The sequence below is a fragment of the Emticicia sp. 21SJ11W-3 genome (assembly GCF_024138715.1).
Classification (GTDB): domain Bacteria; phylum Bacteroidota; class Bacteroidia; order Cytophagales; family Spirosomataceae; genus Emticicia; species Emticicia fluvialis.
The window spans coordinates 1,044,806-1,068,099 of record NZ_CP092074.1; the positions used below are offsets into that span (position 1 = coordinate 1,044,806).

A 23,294-nucleotide genomic window follows, 5' to 3' on the forward strand; every position below is an offset into this window, starting at 1 on the left:
TTTAAAAAAGTACCGTTTAATAGATTTTTTTGCTTAAATCTATAAATTGTAATATTTTTCCAAGCACGATATTATTCATTTACAATCTATTATTAGTCGGAATGATTGTAAACTCTAATTATATATCCTAACATTTAATATTTTCCCTTAAAAACATTTCTCTACAAAGAGTTTTAAAAGCTTAAATTATACGAATTCACTGCTCCCAAAAGAAAGTCATAAGGAACTTTAAATTCTATTGATGAAAAAACATTTGACAAAACCTGATATTTTGACACTTCCTATAAACCTATGACTGCAATAATAATAATTGGAATAGTAATATTTGTTATTTACGCTGCATCAAACAATAAAAAGCCAGCCCCTAAAAATACGACTTATAGAAATCCTGATAATAATCTTAAATCTGGAAAGGGGGGCGAAAGTGAATTAAATCAAAATCATAGTAAGAAATTCGATATAAAAGTCTCTACCTCAAGCGCCCCAAGAACTTTTAATGACAATTCAATTATCGACATTTCCAACTTATTATATAAAATCGATTCAGCATATGATTTAAAAACTTACAAAGATAAAGTACCCTATTGGAAGCATCATTATGTATATTCCTATTCAGAAATAAGTAGTGCGACTAGTGAACAAAAAAACTTTTACGAAATTTTTAAAGACCGTTTTTTAAATGGAGAGTATTTAGATTTGGAAGGAAATACCAATTATGCATTTATTTTATTATTTGACTTACTAAACGAATATGATAATCACAAGGATATATCTAAAGTTGAAAAGCAACTCCAAGTTTTAGGGAAATACTATCCCAAAACAAAACCCTACGGTATTACTTTCCTTACAAAAAAAATAGACAAAAAAGGCTATTATGAAAGAAATGCAAGGATTCAAGAAGAAAACGTATATGGTTATCAGAACTATAACACAGATTATGACTATTGGAAGACAGGTAGCAAATATAAAACTAAACTGAACTTAAACGAAGAGGACGTTAAGCTTCTTAACAAACTTTGGTACCCAAATAATAACTTTTGTAGTATTGAATATTGCTATCTTGAGGTGCTTAGGCTTTTTATTTATACTATTTCCGCTTTAAAGAATAAATATACTGAAGAGGGTACGAGTCTTGATGCTCAATTCTTACATGTGGCTGATGTTATTACAAAAAAACAATTCAATTATAGAAGAGGCAGTCAAAATTACAAATACTGTGTTGAAAACTTAACTAATGAATTTTATTCGCACATTTTTAAATACTGCGAAAATGCGGTTCGGGCATGCTATGGACATAAGCGCAAAATAAGCACAGATGCCAATTATTCAATAGCAGAAGCTAAAGCTGAATTTGAAACAAAAATAATCTCAAAAGTAATAGAACTATTGCCTTCTTTAATTAGCAAAATTTCTTTACCTGATGAAGCAACAGATATAGAACTTTACAATCAAAATACAAGTCGTTGGAGAATCAGGTTTGAAGAGTTGACAGAAAAATATCAAGGAAAGCCAAAAGAGTTTTTTGACTCAATTCTTTCTCTCGGAAAGTTGAATAAACATAACCCTTCTATTGAAAGTATATTTTTCGAAGCATCAAAGTTTATAGCAAAACATAACAACGAAATTGCTCTGTCTTTGTATGTTTACTATATATATTACGACTTACAATCCGCTACATTTGATAATAGACAACTTACCAAAACTATTCAGAAAAGCTTATTTAAAACAAATGAGCAATTACATACTTTCGAAAAAATTGTTAGTGAATTAATCAGAGATAAAAATTTAGACAAAGCCCTGAATGATATTTCTAAAATTTATGAAGTTAAAAGAAAGAAAATTCAACTTGATACTACTATAATAAAGGAGGTTCAGCAGCAACATTCTGGTACTGTTGAAATCCTAAATGAATATTTAAACGATGATTTTGAGGATGAGACAACGACTATAAGGGCTCAGGAAATAAATACAGAAGAAATAAAAATTGACATATTTCAAAAAAAATCTGAGTCCTATCATTCAGTTTTTATTGAAGATTTAGGATTGAAACCTATACAAATTCTTACTTTAGAAGTCTTTCAAAAAAATAACCTCTCAGTTGTTCAAACTGAAATTGAAGTGTTTGCTAAATCAAAAGGACTTTTTAAAAATCAACTAATAGATAGTATTAATGATACTTGTTATGAGCTGCTAGATGATGTATTAATTGAAGAAGATGATGATTACTATATAATTAACCCAAATTATTTTCAGAGAATTTCGATAAAATGATTGACAATATTAAACCTAAAGAAGCAACCGCAATAATCAATTCATTAATCAGCGGTGTAGTCCCTAAAATCGGTGTTCAACATATTACTGTTGGCCGTTCTGAAGAAATAAATGCTGTCATTTCTTCATTAGAAGATGTTAAAAATGGTCATAGTTTGGTAAAATTCTGGATTGGAGACTTTGGTTCCGGCAAGTCCTTTATGCTTCACTTACTTAATACAGTAGCACTCAAACAGCGATTTGTGGTAAGTAATGCAGACTTCACTCCTGACAACCGTTTATATTCTAATGATGGGAAAGCCGTGGCCCTTTACTCAGCAATCATAGATAACATAGCTATTCAGACTAAACCTGAAGGAGGAGCATTGCCAACCTTGTTGGAAAAATGGATTGAATTAATCATAACTAAAACAGCGGAAGAAAATACAATTTCATTAGTAGACATCCGAAACGAACAGTATTTAAATCTTATTCAATCTAATATCATGAAAACGATTAATGAGATTACTGAAGTGGGTAGTTTTGATTTTGGAACGGTTGTAATGAGATATTATGAAGGATATATCACAGACAATGAATTTTTAAGAAGGAGTGCCTTAAAATGGCTAAAAGGAGAATATAGAAGTAAGATTGAAGCAAAACAGGACTTAGGGGTTAGAGAAGTCATTAATGATTTGAATTATTATGACATGCTCAAAAACTTTTGCAAGCTATTTGTTAATATGGGGTATAGCGGCTTTATGATCAACCTTGATGAGGCTATCAATCTTTATAAAATCTCAACCTCAGTCATGCGCGAGAAGAATTATGAAAAGATTCTTACTATGTACAATGACTGCTTCCAAGGGAAAGTGGCAAATCTGTTTTTTAACTTTGCAGGAACAAAAGAAGTCTTAGAAAATGAGCGGAGAGGACTTTTTAGCTACAATGCTCTAAAGTCCAGACTCTTAACCAATAAATTTGAGACAGCTGAAATAAGAGATTTTGCCCAACCGGTTATTCGTTTAATGCCACTCAATCACAATGAAATATTTGTACTTCTGAAAAAGCTGAAAGCAATTTTTGATTATCATTATAAAACTGATATTTCTATAAGTGATAGTGAAATTCATCAGTTTATGGAGGAATTATTTAATAAGCCAGGCGCATCAGAATTTTTGACACCCAGAGAGGTAATCAGAGATTTTTTAAATATCCTGAATATCATTCGCCAAAATCCAACAGTAGATAAAGATCAATTATTTGGAGAATTGGAGATTTCAGATGAAAGACCCAATGAAGTTTCATTAGATAGCATTGAAGAATTATAATGTCCTTTGATTTACTTTCTGAGCCTATACGAAAATATATTCGTAATAAGGGTTGGGAGCAATTACGCCCAATTCAAACGGCCGCTATTAATAAAATTATCACATCAGAGGAACACTTAATTTTAGCATCGAGAACGGCATCTGGAAAAACAGAAGCAGCTTTTTTGCCAATACTTTCAAAAGTCAATTTTAATGATTCAGGAGTACAAGTGCTTTACATTTCACCTTTGATAGCCTTAATTAATGACCAGTTTTATCGTATTGAAGAACTTTGTAAAAATCTTGACGTAAGTGTAACCAAATGGCATGGAGAGGCCAATAAAACTGCTAAAGAACGAATAATTAAACAACCTAATGGCATAATTTTAATTACTCCGGAATCATTGGAAGCTATGTTTGTTAATAAACCTCATCAGGTAAAACACTTATTTTCTAATGTAAAGTATATCGTCATTGATGAAATTCACTCATTTATTGGGACAGATAGAGGGATTCAGTTAAAGTCTATTTTAGCAAGGCTGCAAAGGCTTAATGTCAGGTCTTTTAACATTATAGGGCTATCTGCCACCATTGGAGATTATGCGGAAGCAAAGAAGTTCACAGGTGACGAATTAAAAACTAAAGTTCTGCTGGACAGAACAGCCAAAGAAATAAATATCGTATTTCGTTACTTTAAAAACAAATCAGAAGAGCTGCCCTTAGAGCTTATAAAAGATTTATATCTTGAAACAAAAGATAATAAAGTTCTGATTTTCCCTAATAGTAGAGGAAGAGTTGAAGAGATTGCAGTAAAGCTTAGAAAAATATCAGACAGAGTAAAAGGGCATCCTAACTATTTTTCTCATCATTCATCAGTCGATAGGGAAGTAAGAGAATTCGTCGAATATTTTGCTAAGAATAACACCAGACAAAACTTTTGTATTGTCTGCACTTCTACATTAGAGTTAGGAATAGATATTGGAACCGTTGATGAGGTTGTTCAAATTGACGCAACCCATAATATCGCCTCTTTAATCCAAAGAGTTGGAAGAAGTGGAAGAAAAGAAGGAGAAAGCAGTAATTTATATTTATATACCACTAATAAATGGAGTTTACTACAATCTCTTGCTTGTTGGTTATTGTATCAAGAAGGTTTTATTGAACCTCCTCTAAAAAATGAACAACCTTACGATATTTTAGTTCATCAGGCATTATCCCTGACCAAAGGACACTCAGGAATTAGATTGACAGAATTAATTAAGCAACTTCACAAAAATGCAGCATTCAGTCAGATAGAAGTTAGTGAAATAGAAGAAATTATTAATCACTTAATTAAAATTGATTTCTTAGAAAAGCTACAACATGAAGTAATTATTGGTATTGAGGGAGAGAAAATAGTAAATAGCCGTGACTTTTATAGCGTATTTAAAACAGAAGAAAACTATAAGGTTATAAATACAGGGAATAAAATTGGTGAAATACCATTTTCACCACAGATTATTGAAGATGAGAATATATTACTCGCTGCAAGAATCTGGAAAATAAAATTTGTTGACCATAAGACTAAAAAAATAGAAGTTGCTCCTGCTAAAGATGGCAAGAAACCTAAGTTTTTTGGAAATGGCTCAGTTATTCATGAGAAAATAAGAGAGAAGATGTTAGAAATTATATTGACTAACACATGTTATAGTTTTCTGGATCAATCTAGTTCTGATGAAATTGAAGCAATGCGTAAAGATTTCTCTGTTTTTTCAATGCGAAATTCTCAAGGCGAAAGACCTTTATTGATAGGAGAAAGACATTCAACTCTTTTTACTTTTACAGGAACACGAATAAATAGAGCCCTCCAACTACTACTTAATATTGCAGGAATAAAAAATAATCTTGATGATGAGAGTAGTTCATTCGAACTTGAAATTTCAGAACGTGAGATAACTTCCAGATGGCAATCTATATCCCAATCAATTATTAATATAGATTCACATATTTATGACCTTTTACAAACTAATCCTACCATCTTGGATTTTTCTAAATGGGGAGGCTATTTACCAAGTAGTTATCAGATTAAACTAATAAAGGAAAAATATTATGATCTCGAAGGAACGAAAGAATTCTTATCAAGAATATACAGTCTGAGAACAAACTAAATTAACAATATGATAGAATAGCTATAGTGCTATTCTATCACACCTCTAATAATGACATTCAAGGAAAACTTAGAAGCAAGGTTGTATTTAATTACAATATGCCTGAAAAAGCGGTATTTAATAATGAAATTGTTGGTTTTCCTAATGTGTACCTACCTTCTTTTTTGTTAGGTGTATAATCCATTGGAATACTTTGTCTGTTGGTGGAAAAATAGTAATAGTAAAGGGTAATAAATATAATCATTAGAGCTCAAATCAAATAACTTATTGACGAGCTTTAGGGGGGCTTTGATTGGGATATCTTCTCGTCACATTTTAGGAGAGATGTTTATGAAAAAAACGTCAAAAGCATACTCCATCTTGAACGAACATGATTGTCGGAAAGGTGCAATGCATGATGAGAAGTGGTTGGCACAAAGATATGTACAATTTAATGATTATGCTAATACTAGTAAACGTATATTGTTACTAGGGGAGAAATTAATAAAATTGAACTAATGAAGTAAATATGATGAAAATTTTACATACTGGTGATTGGCACATTGGCCAACTTTTTTATGAGTATGACCGTACATACGAGCATCAGCAATTTTTGAATTGGCTGCTTTTTACTCTTACAAAAGAGCATATAGATATTTTGCTGATCAGTGGTGATATATTTGATCTATCTAATCCTTCTGCAGCATCAATTAAAATGTTCTATTCCTTCCTAAACCAGGCTGTAAAGGCAAATGCTGAGTTACAAATAATTATTACAGCGGGCAATCATGATTCGGCAGCTCGATTAGAGTCGCCCAAACCGTTATTGGAATCTTCCAATATTCATATTATAGGTTTAATAGAAAAAAGAGAAGATGGGAAGATTGATTATAGTAAACTTACAATACCGTTAAAGGATAAGGATGGTAACGCAAACGCATGGTGCATTGCTGCCCCCTTTTTAAGATTGGGGGATTATCCCGTAATCGTCGATTGTGACAATCCATATTCAGATGGTGTAGCCGCGTTTTATAAAGAAGCTTTTGAGTATGTAGATTCAAAAAGGCAAGTTGGTCAGGCTATAATCGTAATGGGGCATTTGCATACCCAACAAGCAGCTGTTAGTGATATAGACAAAATGGAGCGATTGATTATGGGTGGTGCAGAGTGCATTTCTGCATCAGCGTTTCACGAAAGCATTTCTTATGTTGCGTTAGGACATATCCATAAAGCACAAAGAATTGGCGGCAAGGAACACATTCGTTATTGCGGAAGCCCATTACCTATGTCTTTCTCAGAAACCAGTTACAAGCATCAGGTGATTGTATTTGATTTAGGAGATGAGAAAATAGAAAACTTTAAAGCAATTGAGATTCCTGTTGCGGTACCCTTAATACAGGTGCCAACGGTTCATAGCTCTCTGGTAGAAGTTCTTGATTCACTACAACAGTTGACACAATGGGAAGGAAACTACAATACAGCCCCTTATCTGGAAGTGCGGGTAACGGCGGATGGTCCTGAACCTGGTATTCGACATAAAGTGGAAACAGCACTTGTCGGTAAAAATATGCGATTGGCGAAAATCGATGTACGCTACAAAAGTGCGTCAATAAATCCGGAAAAAAATACAGCAGTAGTTCAAACGCAGCTCAATGATCTAAAACCACTGGATGTATTTCATAAAGTGTATCAAAATAAATATAACAACTCAATTCCCGAGGATCTGCTAAAACTGTTTCAGCAGGTGGCTCAGGAGGTAAGCGAAATGGAAGCATAACGATGAAAATACTAGCCATTCGAATCAAAAATCTTGCTTCTCTCGAAGGAAATACAGAAATAGATTTCTGTAGCGAACCTCTTTGTTCCGCAGGGATATTTGCCATTACAGGCTCCACTGGTGCAGGGAAGTCTACCATCCTGGATGCTCTTTGCCTGGCTTTATATGGTAAAACACCCAGATACTTGCAGGCTAGAGAGTCCGGAATCGAAATAACCGACGCGCAGGGAGGCGCAATCAGCCAGGGAGATGTGCGTGGTATATTAAGAGATGGCACTGGCGATGGATTCGCTGAGGTAGATTTTGTAGGTGTTGATGGACAACGCTACAGGACTACCTGGCGAGTACGGAGAGCAAGAGATAGGGCTGATGGAAGTCTCCAACAATATTCCATCACTTTAAAAAATATTGACACCAACACAGATACCCCTGGCAAAAAAAATGAAATACTGGAAGAAATAGAACGGCTGGTGGGTTTGAATTTTGAACAATTTACCAGATCCGTATTACTTGCTCAAGGGGATTTTACAGCTTTTCTCAAAGCAGCCAAAGATGAAAAATCAGCCCTTTTGGAAAAGCTTACAGGAACCCGTATTTATTCAGAAATATCCAAGCAGATATTTGTCAATTACAGTAAGGAGAAAAGGGAGTTGGAAGACCTAAACCTGCAACGAGAAGGCATTCCCACGCTGACATCAGAAGAAGTAGAAGATTTAAAGCAGCAAAAAGTAACACTTGAACAAAACATAACAATACAGCAAAAAGAAGAGGAAGCGTTAACCAAAGAAATTGGCTGGCATATCCAACTTGCTGTGTTACAAACCAGCGTCACTGAGGCACATGCAACTCAAGCACAGGCCATCGAAGCAAAACAAAATACAGCAGGCCGTGAACAACAATTAAAGCAGGTGGAACGAGTGCAGCCTACCCGGACATGGGTAGATGGACAACAGACGACTGAAAAGCAACTGGCAGACAAAACAGCATCACTACAAGATTTACAGACAACGCTTAGTATCCTGCAACAGCAACAGGTAGAATTGGATGAACAATTGCAAACCGCAAATGAAACAACGGTAGGCACTATACAGAAACAGGAAGCAGCGGCACCACAACTGGAGGAGGCAAGGGCATTGGATGTACAGATCAAAGAAAAAGCGGAACAGGTAAATCAGGCAGTAACAGAAGTAAAGCCCGTAGAAGTTAATCATCAGCAATTGCAGCAACAACTACAGGCGCAGCAGCAGCAATCTCAACAGTTATTGGATTCTATTTCGCAATTACAGCAATGGAAACAAGACAATAGCTCACGGCAACCCATTGCCGAAAATTACAGCCTAATCAGTGTAAAGCTTGGGGATGCAGAGAAATTGCTGGATGTTGCACAAGCATTATTACCTCAACTGCAACACACACAAACCGCTATAGCCGAAGCGAAACAGGCAAAAACTGAGCTGGAAACAACATTGGCAGCTATTACCCAACAATTACAGGCAGAAAAAGAAAAGCATACCAAAGCTTCGGTGGCTTTAGTGGCTATACCCATTTCATCTTTAGAAAAAGAAAAGGCATCTACCGATTCTTGCATAGAAGATATAATTGTGGCGGAAGCACACTGGAAAATATTATCCCACGGCCAGGCAGACCTGGATACCTTAAAACAAAAACTCCTTGATAATAAAAGCGAATTAAATGATAGATCCCAGTCACTCGCACAGTCAGTAGCACAGTTGGGGATTGCCACCGCTGAGCGAGATTCATCGCTCCGTATGTTGGATAAAGCACGCCTCGCCGCTGCAGAAAATGTGGAATCCCTGCGATTACAATTAATCCCTGAGGAGTCCTGCCCCGTTTGTGGCAGCACAGCGCATCCGTATGTTACCGAACATACTCAACTGAATCATGTGTTAGCGGAACTTGAAGCAACACATCAGCAAAATGATAAAGTTTATTCCGCATGCTTGCAAATAGAAAGCAGTTTGAAAGAAACGGTTAACCGTTTAAAAGAAACAATCGCCTCACAGGAACAGGAAACAGATACTAAAGAAACAGCACTCGCAGTGCATCAAAAAACATGGGAAGGCCTTGCCATATATCCCCTTGCTGCTGAAATACCCAACCAACAAAAAGCAACATGGCTGGAACAGCAATTACAGCATGCACGGGCGCAACAAAAACGTCTGCAACAACAAATACTGTTGTATGCCACAAAAAAGCAGGAGCTAGATGCATTGCAAAACACTATAAACGAGTTGGAACGCCGGCAGAACGAAAACAGCTATGCCGTAAAAGATACCGACCGAAGACTGCAATCATTGCAAGAACAAGAGGCTCAATACCATAAAGAACAGCAAAACAACAACCAGGCTCTTGTCGCTATTGAGAAAAGCTTATCTGCGTACTTTGTCGCAACTGATTGGTTTACGCATTGGCGAAAGGATGCCGCTTTATTCCTGCAACGCATCGGTCAGTTTGCTGAACGATGGAAAACCACTACCCAAAAGCTGGAAGATGACTCCCGGCAGCATAGCATATTGACCGCAGCACTCGAAGCAACAAAAGGACAGCTACACAATGCTTTAGTGGATTTACAAAAAAAGCAAGCCGCACTTCTCGCCTTAATCGAACAACAAGATATCCTTACTCAAAAACGAAAGGCAATCTTTAACGGCGAAGCTGCCGCAGACATAGAGCAAGGTTTAAAGCAGGCTGTAACATCAGCGCAGCAGGCATTGGAAAAAATTAAGACCGAACGGGAACAGTTACAAACAAGTCTTACCCGTATAGGCACACAAAAAGAGCAGACCGAAAAAGATATAGCATCTTTACAGCAACACATTTCAACTTTTGCTCAAAGGATACAGGAATGGGTTACCGAATTCAATATCCGCAATACGCTGACATTGGACAAAGATAGATTATCACAATTGTTGACGTATGATGCAGCATGGATAGAAACAGAACGCACCGCACTGAGAGCGATAGATGATGCTATTACACAAGCACATTCCGTATTAAAGGAACGTAATACACAACTACTGCAGCATGAGCGGCGACGGCTTTCTGAACGAAGTGCGGAAGTTTTATCCGAATTACTAAACACAGTAAGAACAGACCTCCAACAGCAGGGAAAACGAAACAATGAAATAGGTTTCCAACTACAGCAAGATCTTTCCAATAAACAGAGGGTAGGGGACCTCTTGGGCGTCATTGAAACCAAAGGACTCATTACCGAGAACTGGGCTAAACTTAACGATATCATCGGATCTGCAGATGGCAAAAAGTTCCGGCTGATAGCACAGGAATATACTCTGGACGTATTGCTCAGCTATGCCAATGTGCACCTGGGCATGCTAAGCAACAGGTATGTGTTACAGCGCATACCCAATACAATAGGTCTCCAGGTCATAGACCAGGATATGGGTGATGAAGTACGTACAGTCTATTCCCTTTCCGGAGGCGAATCATTCCTGACTTCGTTGGCGCTAGCATTAGGGTTGGCCTCACTATCTAGCAGCCGAATGCAAGTTGAATCCTTGTTTATCGACGAAGGCTTTGGATCGCTTGACCCTGTTACCTTAAATATAGCTATGGATGCACTTGAACGTCTTCACAATCAGGGTCGTAAGGTGGGTGTAATATCTCATGTGCAGGAAATGACTGAACGGATACCTGTACAGATTAAGGTGAGTAAGCAACAGAGTGGGAGAAGTAAGGTGGAGATAATTTAATAAACAAAATTGTATTATGCGGATATCTACATTGAAAATAAAAGGCTATAAATCCTTTGGGCCTGAAGAAGTGACAATACCCTTGCACGATAAACTTGTTGCATTCATTGGACTAAATAGTGTAGGTAAAACAACTGCACTCGAAACGCTTAAAAAACTGTTCGGTTCATCTCTAGCAGAACGAGAAATCTATCGACAGGATTTCCATATTGGGAAAGATGAGAATCCTTATGAGATAACGGACCGTGAACTTTCAATAGAAGCCAGAATTGACTTTTCAGAAGAAGAACAGGAAGCTGTTCCCCATTTCTTCTCTAGTATGGTAGTAGATGATTTGCTGGGTGACCTATACATTCGCATAAGATTAGAGGCAACGTGGATTAAATCTGATTTAATTCCGGAAGGAGAAATTGAAGTCAAAACCTACTTTATTAAAACATCCGAAGATGGGACTGAACAAGAAGATAGTAAGCAACTTTTTCCTAATCATTTCCGATCCCTTATCCAAGTCCTGTATGTTCCAGCCATAAGAAGGCCGGCAGAGCAATTAAAATATGCTTCTGGCAGTATTTTATATCGTGTTCTTAGAAAGATAAAATGGGACGATACCTTTAAAGAAGAGTTCGATAAAAAAATTGATGAAATAAATGGCGAGTTTAAAAAATTGCAAGAGTTTGGCGCTGTCCAAACCTCCATTACCGAATTCTGGCAAAAATTTCATAAAGATGAACGTTACAGGGATACCTTACTTGGATTTGGAGGAAGTAATTTTGATGCTATACTCAAAAAGCTGGAGATATCTTTTAGCCCGACCGGTACGCATAAATCATTTGGTATTGATGAGTTGGGAGAAGGATACCGTTCATTATTTTACCTAACCTTGGTTTGTGCCCTTTTAGACATAGAAGAAAAATTGGCTACTACTGAGGACGAAGAAACTATTGGAATAACCCGACCACTTCTTACAATATTAGCAATCGAAGAACCTGAGAATCATATTGCACCACAATTGTTAGGCAGGGTCATAAAAATTCTCAAAACAATAGCGGAAAAGGAAAATTCCCAGGTATTGCTATCATCGCATACGCCAGCTATAATAAAACGATTGAATCCTGAATGGATTCTTCATTTTAGGATTACTGAAGAATACGAAACAGAAGTTAATCAAATACTTCTTCCAAAAAAGACGGATGAAGCTTACAAGTATGTGAAAGAGGCCGTTCACAACTATCCTGAAATATACTTTGCTCGATTGGTGGTTATTGGCGAAGGCGATAGTGAAGAAGTGATTTTTAATAGATTAATGAGTGTACTGAAGACTGATTTTGATGATAACATCATCACATTTGCCCCATTGGGCCATCGGTTTGTAAATCATATTTGGAAATTGCTTGAAGAATTACACATACCATACATTACCCTGCTTGATCTGGATATAGAAAGAGACGGAGGAGGTTGGGGAAGAGTAAAGTATGTATTACAGCAATTGATTAAAATTGATGTTTGTAAAAAGGAGTTATTAGAAATAGAAGGAGGAAAGTTTTTATCAGATGAAGAACTGGAGAAGATGCACACTTGGAGCCTGACAGCAAAAGATGCAATTACAAATTTGAATAGCTGGGTCAACAGTCTGAAGAAGTATAATATATTTTATTCCAAGACTTTGGATCTTGATTTTTTGATGCTTACCCATTATACTGAATTTTATAAAAAAGCTATACCCAAAGGTGGAGGGCCAAGAATTCCGGATAAAGTAAAAGAAGCGACAGAGTTTGATGAAAAAGTAAAAAGCGCTGTTCAGGCAACTTTAAAATCTGAAAAAGCAACTGGCGAAACTTATACTGACGCAGAAAAGGAACTAATGATTTGGTATAACTACCACTTTTTAGGAAGAGGAAAACCCACAACACATATTGAAGTATTGTCTTCAATGAGTGATAAAGAGATCAAAGACAATCTTCCGCCTGTATTTATAGAGATTTTTAATTCAATTTCTTCAATCTTAAATTCTCAAGTGATAGATGAAGAAAGTTAAACCAGAAATATGGAAGCCAGCCGATGATATGGTTCTTGAGCCGAATGCTCTAAATATTGCTAAACATTCAGAAAATAACTTGGTGGTTGCAGGACCTGGAGCGGGCAAAACGGAGTTATTAGCGCAAAAGGCATCTTATCTTTTGCAAACCAATATTTGTTCTTTTCCTTTTAAGATTTTGGCCATAAGTTTTAAAAGAGATGCTGCATATAATTTAAAAGAGCGGGTGCGCCAACGTTGTGGCGATGAACTGTCTAGAAGATTTGATTCATTAACGTTTGATTCATTTGCCAAACAGTTATTGGATAGGTTTAAGCAAGCCTTACCGAAGGAATACAAAATTAGCAGTGAATACGATGTAGTACTTAGCGATCAGGCTATTTTTGAATATTATAGAACGGAGGATGTAAACTATTTCAATACCACAAATCGGGATGCTTTATTGAGCTTGCACTCGATGCAGTTGGCCCATACCAACACTAATATAGGGGAAAACATCAGAAAAGGAGTATGGACAAAAATGCTAGCCGCCACACCGTCAAAATTATCCTTCAAGATGATCATGCGTCTGGCTGAATATATTATCAATACCAATCCCCGGATCAAACAATATTTACAGCAAACTTATCAATATGTGTTCTTAGACGAATTTCAAGATACTACCGGCATTCAGTATGATTTTTTTAAAAGTTGCTTCTTAGGTAGTAATAGCTTTTATACTGCTGTTGGTGATGATAAACAACGTATCATGTTATGGGCAGGAGCACAGAATACCATATTTGAAGATTTTATTGCTGATACCGGTGCAACCAGAGTTCCACTTACAATGAACTTTCGTTGTGCACCAAGATTAGTTACGCTTTTAAATCACCTTACAGAGCATTTGCTTGGGAAAACCGATTTTGCCACGCCTTCTCCCAAATGGGATCTAGAGCAGGGAGAGTGTGCTGTATGGGTGTTTGAAAATCCCAATGATGAAATGCAACTATTGTTCCAAGAAGTACATAAATGGGTAACTATTGATGGCATAAATCCAAGAGAAATTTGCATACTCGTAAAACAACAATTATCCAGATATGCTGGAAATCTAATAGAATATTTTAATCAAAACGGTATAAAAACCCGAGATGAGAACAAGTTTCAGAGCATACTTACTGAAGAGATTTCTGTTTTCATAATTAATATCTTGTTTGCAATATTTGACAACAAAAATAATATTGCCAAGCAGGGGGTTTTTGATTTTTTGAGCAACTTGCATACGGAGTTAGAAGATCATCAGCTACTGAAACTGGAAAGTGTATTATCAAAATTTATTAAGAAAACCAGATTGGCTTATCCCGCCTCTCTATTAACAGAGGATAATATAAAAGCAATTATTGTTGATATAATTGCCTTAGCAGACAGGAGTCGTATAACGGCTAGTTTCCCTGAGTATAAAAATTCAACAGTCCTGGACGCACATATTAAAGAGGTGCAGGATGAATTAATCAGCAATTATACCTCTTTGAATAATATTGTTGCTGCGCTAGATATGCTAATAGGAAAAGATACCATGCCAGTAATGACCATTCATAAAAGCAAAGGGCTCGAATATCATACGGTAATATTTATCGGTTTAGAAGACGGAGCGTTTTGGACTTTTCAGCGCCAGCCAGATGAAGATAAATGTGCCTTCTTTGTTGCTCTTTCAAGAGCAAAGGAAAGGGTAATCTTTACCTTCAGTAAACAACGAGAAGGAAGGTTTGGCATAGAACGACAGACTATAACAAATATTACAGTGCTTCTTGAAGAACTGCAAAAGTCTGGAATTGTAAGTATGATTGAAAGAAAACTCTAAATAAAAGTATTGTATGTAACATGAAAAATGATGGAACTGAAAATATCATTTCACTGCAAAACTTCTATTTTTTTATTGAGAAGTATGCCCTTTCTCTTGAAAAAGATCACAACTTAGTAGAGACCTTTCTGAAGTATAAAAGCAAAATAAATTCAGATGAAGAAAAATAATTTCTTCAATGGGGAATAGAGGTATTCCTGTTCTCTTTTCGTAGAGGAAGGCTTTTTTCTTTTTCAACCGATAATGGAATGGAAATTGGTGAGGTGGCAGAATAACATGATGAAATTTTCATAATCTTTTAAAGAAAGAAACTCCTTCTTATTTATTAAATCGAAATTTATTGAATTGAAGACATTTGATAATGTAAAAATGAACAATTAAGTTATCTAAATGGAAAGCTTTGACTTATATAGAGAGGCAAAAAGCCAATACGAGAAATTAATCCCAGAGAAGAATGACGGATTGATTCTCCTATCTCTTTATGCCAAGTATAAGGACAAAGACTTTACGGAAGAAAACGTCATTACAGTTATCAATAAAGTATTTAAAGACCAAGGGAATGAAAGTTCGAGAACTGAGTATAATAGAAATAATACAATAATTCTAAGGCTACAGGAATCATTTTTATGGCGTAATGAAACCAAAAGAACCTACCAGTTCAAAAAAAATGGCTTCGAGCTTTGTCAAAATATTGAAAAGCGATTAATTGAAAAATATAATCCTGCCAAGATAAAACGGTTTTTTGATGAATTATATAAAAGTCTGGTCGAAAATATTGAAGGAGAAAAAGATTTTAATGAGTGGATAGAAGATCATTTCAATTTGAGAATGCCCGAGCTTATTTCCCAAATTGAAATACTTGATCAGCAAGTGAATGAATCGGTAAATGATTTCAAAATCAGCATTAAGTCTGAAAATCAGGATATTATTAATGTTTTGAAAGAAATAGAAATCCATTTGGAAGTAATTAAAGAGCAAGCATCCGAGCTAAAAAATGCATTTCAAGTTTCTTATGAAATTGACGAAGCTCTAACCGGGATTCTACAAAAAACAAATAGCTTTAACTATATTGAAAACGTCCAAAAAGTTCAAAAATTCCACGACAATTCCAGAAGTCAGTTAGGACAAGTAAGCAAAAGAATTGAAAAGATAAAGCCACGCATACGAGAGTTTATTTATGATTTCAACAAACAAGATTTTGATCGGAAAACAAATAAATTCATCAATTATTTATTAGAAAATTCCTTTGTAAAAAAAGAAGGAAGTGTAAAAAGAATTCAATTGCCCGATAATCTTTTAGGTCTAAAAGTAAAGTTAACAGAACACCTTCCTATATTCAATATTGTACCGATCAGAGAAATAAGTTATAAGTTGCCTATGGAAGTTTCCAAAAGACAAATTGATTTCTCTAAAAGAAAAAAGTTACTGGACAAAACAAATAAATGGAAGCAGGATAGAGAGAGAATATTGTATTGGACGAATATTGCCTTTAAGGAATTAGACGAAAATGGTACATTGGTTTTTACTCCATTATTCTTTAAAATTATGAATACAGACAAATTATCTATAGCTGTTAAAACCGCACACAATATTTTAAGGAGAAGCACCAAGTTCAAGAAAAAATATAAAATTGATATGAACCGGAATGCTGTTAATTACACAGCAATTAAAAGTATTTCATTATGGCAGATGACTATTCAGAAAATACAGTAAAATATAGTTTTCTATACGAAAGAAAATCAATGAATGTTTTTGCTAAGCTTGACTATACGCTTAGAAGTGGTATTCATATCCAAAGGGAATATCCTGTAGATGTGAATTTATTTCGATTTTTGAATGAAAATGAGAATTTTGAATCCTTAAGAGAATATTATAAAGACTTTTTCAATCTCAACCTTAGAAAAGGAGGAAATGAATTTAATCAATATTACCATCTGGAACTGAATGAAGACGGAAAAAGTAATATATCTTCTAACTATAGAGATTATTTAAAAAGTGAGTTTATAATTATTGGAATGCTCTTTCTAAAAATGTATAAATTGGATGGTAATATTGAACTGGATAGTGTTTCTGACTTTATTAACCTACTTTATGAAGAGTATCAAGAAGAGAAGAACGCTTTGAGAAAGTTAATAAATGACAATTCTTCAGATAAAGGAACCGATTCAACAGATGAAGGATTTAACGACATCGTAAAAAAGTCCTTTGTTAAGTTTGGGGAATTAGGGTGGTTAATGTGGGATGATGAAAGTGAGAAAAATAAATTCAAGATTTTACCATCTTTTGAAAGGCTAAGGGTAGCGTATCAACCACAGATAGAAACAATAGACAATCTGATTAAAGATGTGAAAAATGCAGAATAATTTCCCACGTATATATAGTTTATCTACAATAGGAATTAAACAACACTTTAATGAAGACTATTTATTTCATCCCTACAGAACAGATTTTAGCGGTGAAAGTGGTAGTGGGAAAAGTATGATCGCAGATATGATTCAGTTGATTTTAGTTGGATCGAGCGAATTTCAATCTGCTACAGATGGTAATAAAGATAGAGATGTCAAAGGAATGCTTTTGGGAACCAAAGGTAAAACATCATCCAGAGGTTATATTTTTTTAAACGTCGAAGTAAAGCCGAAACAATATATTGTAATAGGTGCTTACATTGAAAGCACGACCAATATAGCCGAGATGTTTATTGTCCAAAATGGATATGATTGGGAAGTACTAACCCCACTCAATAGTCCTATTTTTACCAAAGATTTAATTATAAATGATAAAGTTGAGCCGTTAAATAGTCTTTGTGAGAAAATTGAGTTTGCAAGAGTGAAGTCATTCAGAAGAAAAAACTATCATCAAATCCTTTATAATAATGAAATACTCTCTTTAGACCTAACTAAAGAAGAAACATTAAAAGCCTATACAAGTATTTTAAGGTCATTCTCAAGGGGAAAAGGCTTTAAAAAGGAATCCGAAAATCTTAAAAAATTTCTCTTTGGAGACGATGATAAAAATATTATTAAAGCAAAATATGATGAAGAGGTAAAAAATATCACGAATGACTTTCACGAACATAAAAGATATTTAGATGAAATCAGACTAATCGACGAGAAACAAACTTTATTAAAAAATGTACTTGAAAAAAGCAAGATTTATAAATCAACTTATTCTGAATATCTGATTAAACAATACAACTACTGGAATACACTGAAGAAAAAATCCCTTGAAGAACAACAAGAGATTATCAATGAAATAGATAAAAAGAGTATCGAACTAAAATTCAGCGAAAATCAAATAATCAGGTTACAAATTAAAGAGTTAAAAGAACTTTTAGGATTAAAAGAAGCAGTGATTAAACTTGAAAGCCAGAAAGAACCTAAAGCGGATATTGAAGACAATTTTTTAAAGATAAGTCGGTCCAAAGCTTCCATAGGAAAGGTTGAAAATTGGTTGAAATTAAATGACAATCAGTTAGAAAAAGGCAAAGACTGGTTTTTCTTTCAAATAAAAGAAAATGATAATAAAATAGCCTTACAAAGTTTCACTAATCATCTTAGAAAAAGTAATTCATTAAGTGATTTTGAGACATCCAATTGGTTAATTGATTTTGAAAAAGAAAAAGCCGAATTTTTCAAAAAAATTGAGAAAGTTGAAAAAGAAATAACGGAACTTCAGTCATTGTCCAAATTTACGGATGTTAATAATCCGGAATCTCTTTTGAATTGGGCTACTGAAAACTTAAAATTCCCAATCTCAGACATTATTGAGAGTACATTAATTTACTTCCAAAAATATGGCAAAGTAAAGCCATCTGAGGAAAATGCAGAAAGATATGTCCCTTTTCCAGAAGACTTATTTAAAAATATAGAGCATAAAGTTAAAGAAGAAACAGTTCGGGGCTTCTGGTTAAATCTTGATGGTGTTTATGAGTATATTGAGCATTCTCCCAATCAAGTTTTAAATGTTAGCGATCCAAAGTTACTCAACGATGCAATTCAAAAATTAAAAGAAGGTGTTGCAAATCGTTTGTCAATTCTTAATGGTAAAAAACAAAAAGAACAAAAATTAAAAGAGATTCTATTTGATTATAGTAACTTAAAAGAACATATTGATTTATACAAACGAAAGGATGAACTTCACAGCTTCAATATTGAAGAAGAATTAATAGAACTTTCGAAAGAAGCTTTTGCCCAAAGTGTTGAGTTGTATAATAATAGAGAAAACATCAATGCAGAATTTTCTTCAATTCAGAAAGAATATCAAGATTTTATAAACCACAAAGGTATAATTGAAGGACATAACAAAAGAATCAAGGAGTTAGAGATTAGATTTTTTAAAGAAGCTTCTGTAATTGATATCAGTCTCGTTGAAAATGAAATTGAGCAATTCGAGAATAGCCTATCTGAATTGAAAAATAGCTTTAATGGTGAAGTAAAAGTGTTACTAGAGGAATATGCAAAAGAAATTACTAATGAGTCAAAATTACTAAACAAAAAATTTGAACTTAAACAAACGATAAATAAACTTCAAATTGATAATAAGGCAAAAGAAGATAACATTATCATAGCAAATCAAAAACTGGATGAAACAGTCAGGTTAAACGAGGATTTATTTAGATCGGAAATTAAGTTTACAGAAGATGTAGAAGAACATCCTAATCTTGAAAGCGTAGGTTTAAACTCCCTGAAATTTAAAGCGGAAAAGTCAAAAACTGCTTATGATGAATATTTAAAAATTGTAACCACAAATACACCTTATAATGAATCAATTTCTGTTGGTAAACTTGCTCATTATTTACTGCCAACAGTTTTTCCTACCTCTACAATAGATGAAGATTTAATTACCAATAATATCGTAGAAAGGCTGAATAAACTCATGCAGGACATTCAGGAAATTGGTTCAAGAAAAGTGGAGATATTAGGTAGTATTTTCAATGAGGTCTATAAAGTTTATAATAATTACCTTACTAAAATTAGTGAAATAGATTCCTATTTCAAAAAGAAAAACAAAGTTATTACTGGAGGTAATCGAGCCTCTTTATTGTCTAAACCGTCAATTCATTTCCCTGCAAGTTGGCTTTTTAATTTTAGAAAACAATTGAATAATCAAATGAATTATGTAGGGTTATTTAGTGATCTTCGAGAAGAAATAGACATTAACGTAATGATGAGAAAAGCTTTTCAACAATTTGGAGGCAGTGCTAAAGTTGAGCCAGAAGATTTAATGAATCCCAAATCTTATTTCGATTTAGAGTTTGATTTAAAACTTGACAACGACGAAAGCAATTCCGGAAGTAATGGTCAAACTTATACCGCTAATGCTTTATTATGTTTAGCAAGATTGTCTTTGATTGAGGAAGAAGGAAAGGATGGTCTAAAAATAATGCCTATAGATGAAGCTGAAGGTTTAGGTAGTAATTATGATATGTTGCACGAATTAGCAAAAACGGAAAAGTATCAAATCATTACAATGGCTATAGAAACAGCAGGAGAAATTACGAATGAGGGACAATATATCTATATTATGCATGAAAATAACTTAGCTGATATGGATACGTATGTTCCGCCATTAGGGATTTTTTCAGATATCATTGTGGAAGATATTGCCGATTATATAAACACAATGTCGCACAATGAATAAAAATATCACTTGGAAAGAATTGAAGGCACTTGATGATTTGTTCCATTTAAAAAAAACAAAAGCAAACATTCAAGAGCATCCTTATATTAAATACTTATTGGAAGATAAGTGTATTCTAGATAGAAAAGTCGGGAATACCAAAGTTGTCATTTCTACAGAGAGCTTTGAAAAATTCTATGAAGAGACGTTTAAAATACCATATAATGAGGCTAAGAACTTTCTAATTGAAAATGGCATTGAACCTAGTGCTAAAATGAGTTTTACACTTGAGGATGTTAAAACCTTAATGCTCATTGCCGAGAATAAAATAGAGCTAAAAAATAATCCATCAAATATTGAAGATTTTTCCAACGAATTCTTTGATACTTCAAAATACTTGAAGAACAAGACAAGTGTGAGAAATGCTGTATTTAAAATTTTAGATATAACAGAATTTCCTTTAGATAAAAAAGAAAATCAATGGAGAATTGTTGTAGACTATCCTAACCCTAAAGCAATTGTATTATGCGAAAACAGATCCTTCTTAAAACAACCTTGGATAGCTAAAAATGCTGAAGTTAAGTTGTGGCACGTTGGAGGGAACAATATCAATATAATTGATGATATAGATGAAATAGAACTTTCAAAGTCAATTTATTATTCCTGCGATTGGGATTTGGCAGGATTACAAATTTATTCAAGAATAAAAGCAAAACTAAAAAACAGAAATAAAGACATTTACCTTCTGTATCCCAATGAACCGCATAAGAAAATAAGTACGTATATAGATTATCATCAAAGTCATTGGAATTCTTCAAAAGCACTATCAGGATTACCAATAGATATTTTTTCAAAGAAAGAACTAATTCTTATCAACGATCTTATCCAAAACGAAATGTGGATCGAAGAAGAGTCATTTAAGTTAACAGAAATGTTAAGATTAGAATTTGTTCAATAAATAACTTTTAAGAAAGTATATCAATCCATTTATTTAAATTTCGCTAAAAGTATTAGAAGCAGATGACTATATTAATTATTAAAATAGATTTACCAACTGTTCCAAATCTTCAAGAAACCGGTTCGACATTAGTTCGGCTCTGGGTACATTAAGAACCGTAATTACTTTTTTAAGTGGTTACGGTTTTTTGTTTTGTGGTGGCGAGTTTGTTAGTGGTGGTGTTAGTAACAGGGATTTGAGGTATAATGAGACAAATATTTTTTACTTAGAATTATCGTTCTTTGTTAAATGAGACTGTAAATTAAACTGTGTCAAGGTAAAATTTAGCTAAAATGTTAATTTTACTTTAAACACAGTTTTTTTATGGAAGAGAAACAAGAATTTGATTTCGAAGAGTTCAAAAAGCAAGCAATTGCTGGAATGTATGCTGGTAAGCCTTTTAGTGGAGAGAAAGGCATTTTTGCGCCATTAATGAAACATTTTTTGGAAGCTGCTTTGTCTGGTGAGTTAGAAAATCATCTGGCAGAATCAAAAGCAAAAGGAGTATCTAATCGTAAAAATGGAAAGACACAAAAGCAGGTAAAGAGCTTATCAGGAGAATTTGAACTGGAGAGTGGCAGAGATCGTTCAGGGACTTTTGAGCCTATGATTTTACCTAAGAGACAGGTAATAATTACAGAAGAACTTGAAACTAAAGTTATAGGTTTATATGGTTTAGGAATGTCTACCAGAGATATATCTTCTCATATCAAGGAGCTATATCAAATGGATATTTCAGCTACGCAGTTATCTACTATTACAGATAAGGTAATCCCTGCCATGCAAGAATGGCGTAGCAGACCCTTGGAGAGCATCTATCCCATTGTTTTTATGGATTGCATACATTATAAAGTCAAAGAGGATGGCAGAGTGGTTTCACGAGCTATTTACAACATCTTAGGAGTAGACTTAGAGGGGAAAAAAGACTTAATAGGTATGTATGTGGCAGAAACAGAGGGTGCTAAATTCTGGCTTTCTGTCTTAACAGATTTAAAAAGAAGAGGTGTAGAGGACATTTTAATTGCCTGTATTGATGGACTGAAAGGTTTTCCTGATGCTATTGCTACCCTATATCCCCAAGCTCAAATACAGCTCTGTATTGTTCATCAAATACGGAATAGCCTGAAATATGTTCCTGAAAAAGACAAAAAGGCTTTTATAGCTGACTTGAAACTTGTTTATACTGCTGTAAACAAAGAAGAAGGTTTTAGGCAATTAGAGTCTTTAGAGGTTAAGTGGGGCAAGAAATACATCATTGCTGTCCAATCCTGGTTTACTAACTGGGAAAACCTATCAAGCTTCTATGAGTATGCAGAAGACATTAGAAGATTGATTTATACCGCAGCGGCGGCCGCAACAAATCCTATAGAGGGGTTTCATCGACAAGTTAGAAAAGTTACCAAGACCAAAGGCTCATTCACTTCTGATACGGCACTCTTAAAACTGATTTATCTGGTCGTACAGAGAATCTCTCAAAAGTGGACTATGCCTGTCCGAAATTGGGGTGTTACACTATCACAGTTGTACATCATTTTTGGCGATAGATTGAATTTTCATAATTTTGAAAAAAACTCACTTGGAGTTAACAACAAGTGAGTTGTAAAAATCCTTG

Annotated in this window: 12 protein-coding genes; all 12 read left to right on the forward strand. The window is 34.4% G+C overall.

Annotated elements, in window-relative coordinates; genetic code table 11:
• Positions 1-291 precede the first annotated feature (291 nt).
• The 12 genes from MB380_RS04415 to MB380_RS04470 all read left to right on the forward strand — a co-directional run bounded on the left by MB380_RS04415 (position 292) and on the right by MB380_RS04470 (position 23,278).
• Positions 292-2,271 (forward strand): tellurite resistance TerB C-terminal domain-containing protein, encoded by a 1,980-nt coding sequence (locus MB380_RS04415; RefSeq protein ID WP_253533605.1) that lies wholly within the window; start codon positions 292-294, stop codon positions 2,269-2,271.
• On the forward strand, positions 2,268-3,581 hold the full coding sequence (locus MB380_RS04420; protein WP_253533606.1) for an ATP-binding protein: 1,314 nt from the start codon (positions 2,268-2,270) through the stop codon (positions 3,579-3,581). The genes MB380_RS04415 and MB380_RS04420 overlap by 4 nt, the downstream gene beginning before the upstream one ends.
• Entirely contained in the window at positions 3,581-5,707 is a 2,127-nt protein-coding gene (locus MB380_RS04425; protein ID WP_253533607.1) for a DEAD/DEAH box helicase, read from the forward strand. The genes MB380_RS04420 and MB380_RS04425 overlap by 1 nt, the downstream gene beginning before the upstream one ends.
• Positions 5,708-6,215: 508 nt before the next feature.
• Positions 6,216-7,463 carry an exonuclease SbcCD subunit D C-terminal domain-containing protein gene (locus tag MB380_RS04430; protein ID WP_253533608.1) on the forward strand — a complete coding sequence of 416 codons (1,248 nt, stop codon included), beginning with the start codon at positions 6,216-6,218 and terminating at the stop codon, positions 7,461-7,463.
• 2 nt (positions 7,464-7,465) lie between these two features.
• Positions 7,466-11,194, forward strand: a complete 3,729-nt coding sequence (locus tag MB380_RS04435; protein ID WP_253533609.1) for an AAA family ATPase — start codon at positions 7,466-7,468, stop codon at positions 11,192-11,194.
• A 16-nt stretch (positions 11,195-11,210) separates the two neighbouring features.
• Entirely contained in the window at positions 11,211-13,229 is a 2,019-nt protein-coding gene (locus tag MB380_RS04440; RefSeq protein ID WP_253533610.1) for an ATP-dependent endonuclease, read from the forward strand.
• Positions 13,216-15,066, forward strand: a complete 1,851-nt coding sequence (locus tag MB380_RS04445) for a UvrD-helicase domain-containing protein (RefSeq protein WP_253533611.1) — start codon at positions 13,216-13,218, stop codon at positions 15,064-15,066. Before MB380_RS04440 ends, MB380_RS04445 begins: the two co-directional genes overlap by 14 nt.
• Positions 15,067-15,456: 390 nt before the next feature.
• Positions 15,457-16,779: a hypothetical protein gene (locus MB380_RS04450; protein WP_253533612.1), complete on the forward strand. Its 1,323-nt coding sequence runs from the start codon at positions 15,457-15,459 to the stop codon at positions 16,777-16,779.
• Positions 16,749-17,429 (forward strand): hypothetical protein, encoded by a 681-nt coding sequence (locus MB380_RS04455; protein WP_253533613.1) that lies wholly within the window; start codon positions 16,749-16,751, stop codon positions 17,427-17,429. Before MB380_RS04450 ends, MB380_RS04455 begins: the two co-directional genes overlap by 31 nt.
• Entirely contained in the window at positions 17,419-20,706 is a 3,288-nt protein-coding gene (locus tag MB380_RS04460) for a hypothetical protein (protein ID WP_253533614.1), read from the forward strand. Before MB380_RS04455 ends, MB380_RS04460 begins: the two co-directional genes overlap by 11 nt.
• A complete protein-coding gene (locus MB380_RS04465) occupies positions 20,699-21,643 on the forward strand; it encodes a hypothetical protein (RefSeq protein ID WP_253533615.1) in 945 nt (314 codons plus the stop codon). The genes MB380_RS04460 and MB380_RS04465 overlap by 8 nt, the downstream gene beginning before the upstream one ends.
• A gap of 363 nt (positions 21,644-22,006) precedes the next feature.
• Positions 22,007-23,278, forward strand: a complete 1,272-nt coding sequence (locus tag MB380_RS04470) for an IS256 family transposase (RefSeq protein ID WP_409014594.1) — start codon at positions 22,007-22,009, stop codon at positions 23,276-23,278.
• Positions 23,279-23,294: the final 16 nt, after the last annotated feature.

Excerpts from the sequence above, each read along its gene's own strand:
- MB380_RS04465 (WP_253533615.1), top strand. The coding sequence starts at position 20,699 with ATGAATAAAAATATCACTTGGAAAGAATTGAAGGCACTTGATGATTTG.
- MB380_RS04470 (WP_409014594.1), top strand. The coding sequence starts at position 22,007 with ATGGAAGAGAAACAAGAATTTGATTTCGAAGAGTTCAAAAAGCAAGCA.
- MB380_RS04435 (WP_253533609.1), top strand. The coding sequence starts at position 7,466 with ATGAAAATACTAGCCATTCGAATCAAAAATCTTGCTTCTCTCGAAGGA.
- MB380_RS04445 (WP_253533611.1), top strand. The coding sequence starts at position 13,216 with ATGAAGAAAGTTAAACCAGAAATATGGAAGCCAGCCGATGATATGGTT.
- MB380_RS04420 (WP_253533606.1), top strand. The coding sequence starts at position 2,268 with ATGATTGACAATATTAAACCTAAAGAAGCAACCGCAATAATCAATTCA.
- MB380_RS04430 (WP_253533608.1), top strand. The coding sequence starts at position 6,216 with ATGATGAAAATTTTACATACTGGTGATTGGCACATTGGCCAACTTTTT.
- MB380_RS04450 (WP_253533612.1), top strand. The coding sequence starts at position 15,457 with ATGGAAAGCTTTGACTTATATAGAGAGGCAAAAAGCCAATACGAGAAA.
- MB380_RS04425 (WP_253533607.1), top strand. The coding sequence starts at position 3,581 with ATGTCCTTTGATTTACTTTCTGAGCCTATACGAAAATATATTCGTAAT.
- MB380_RS04440 (WP_253533610.1), top strand. The coding sequence starts at position 11,211 with ATGCGGATATCTACATTGAAAATAAAAGGCTATAAATCCTTTGGGCCT.
- MB380_RS04455 (WP_253533613.1), top strand. The coding sequence starts at position 16,749 with ATGGCAGATGACTATTCAGAAAATACAGTAAAATATAGTTTTCTATAC.
- MB380_RS04415 (WP_253533605.1), top strand. The coding sequence starts at position 292 with ATGACTGCAATAATAATAATTGGAATAGTAATATTTGTTATTTACGCT.
- MB380_RS04460 (WP_253533614.1), top strand. The coding sequence starts at position 17,419 with ATGCAGAATAATTTCCCACGTATATATAGTTTATCTACAATAGGAATT.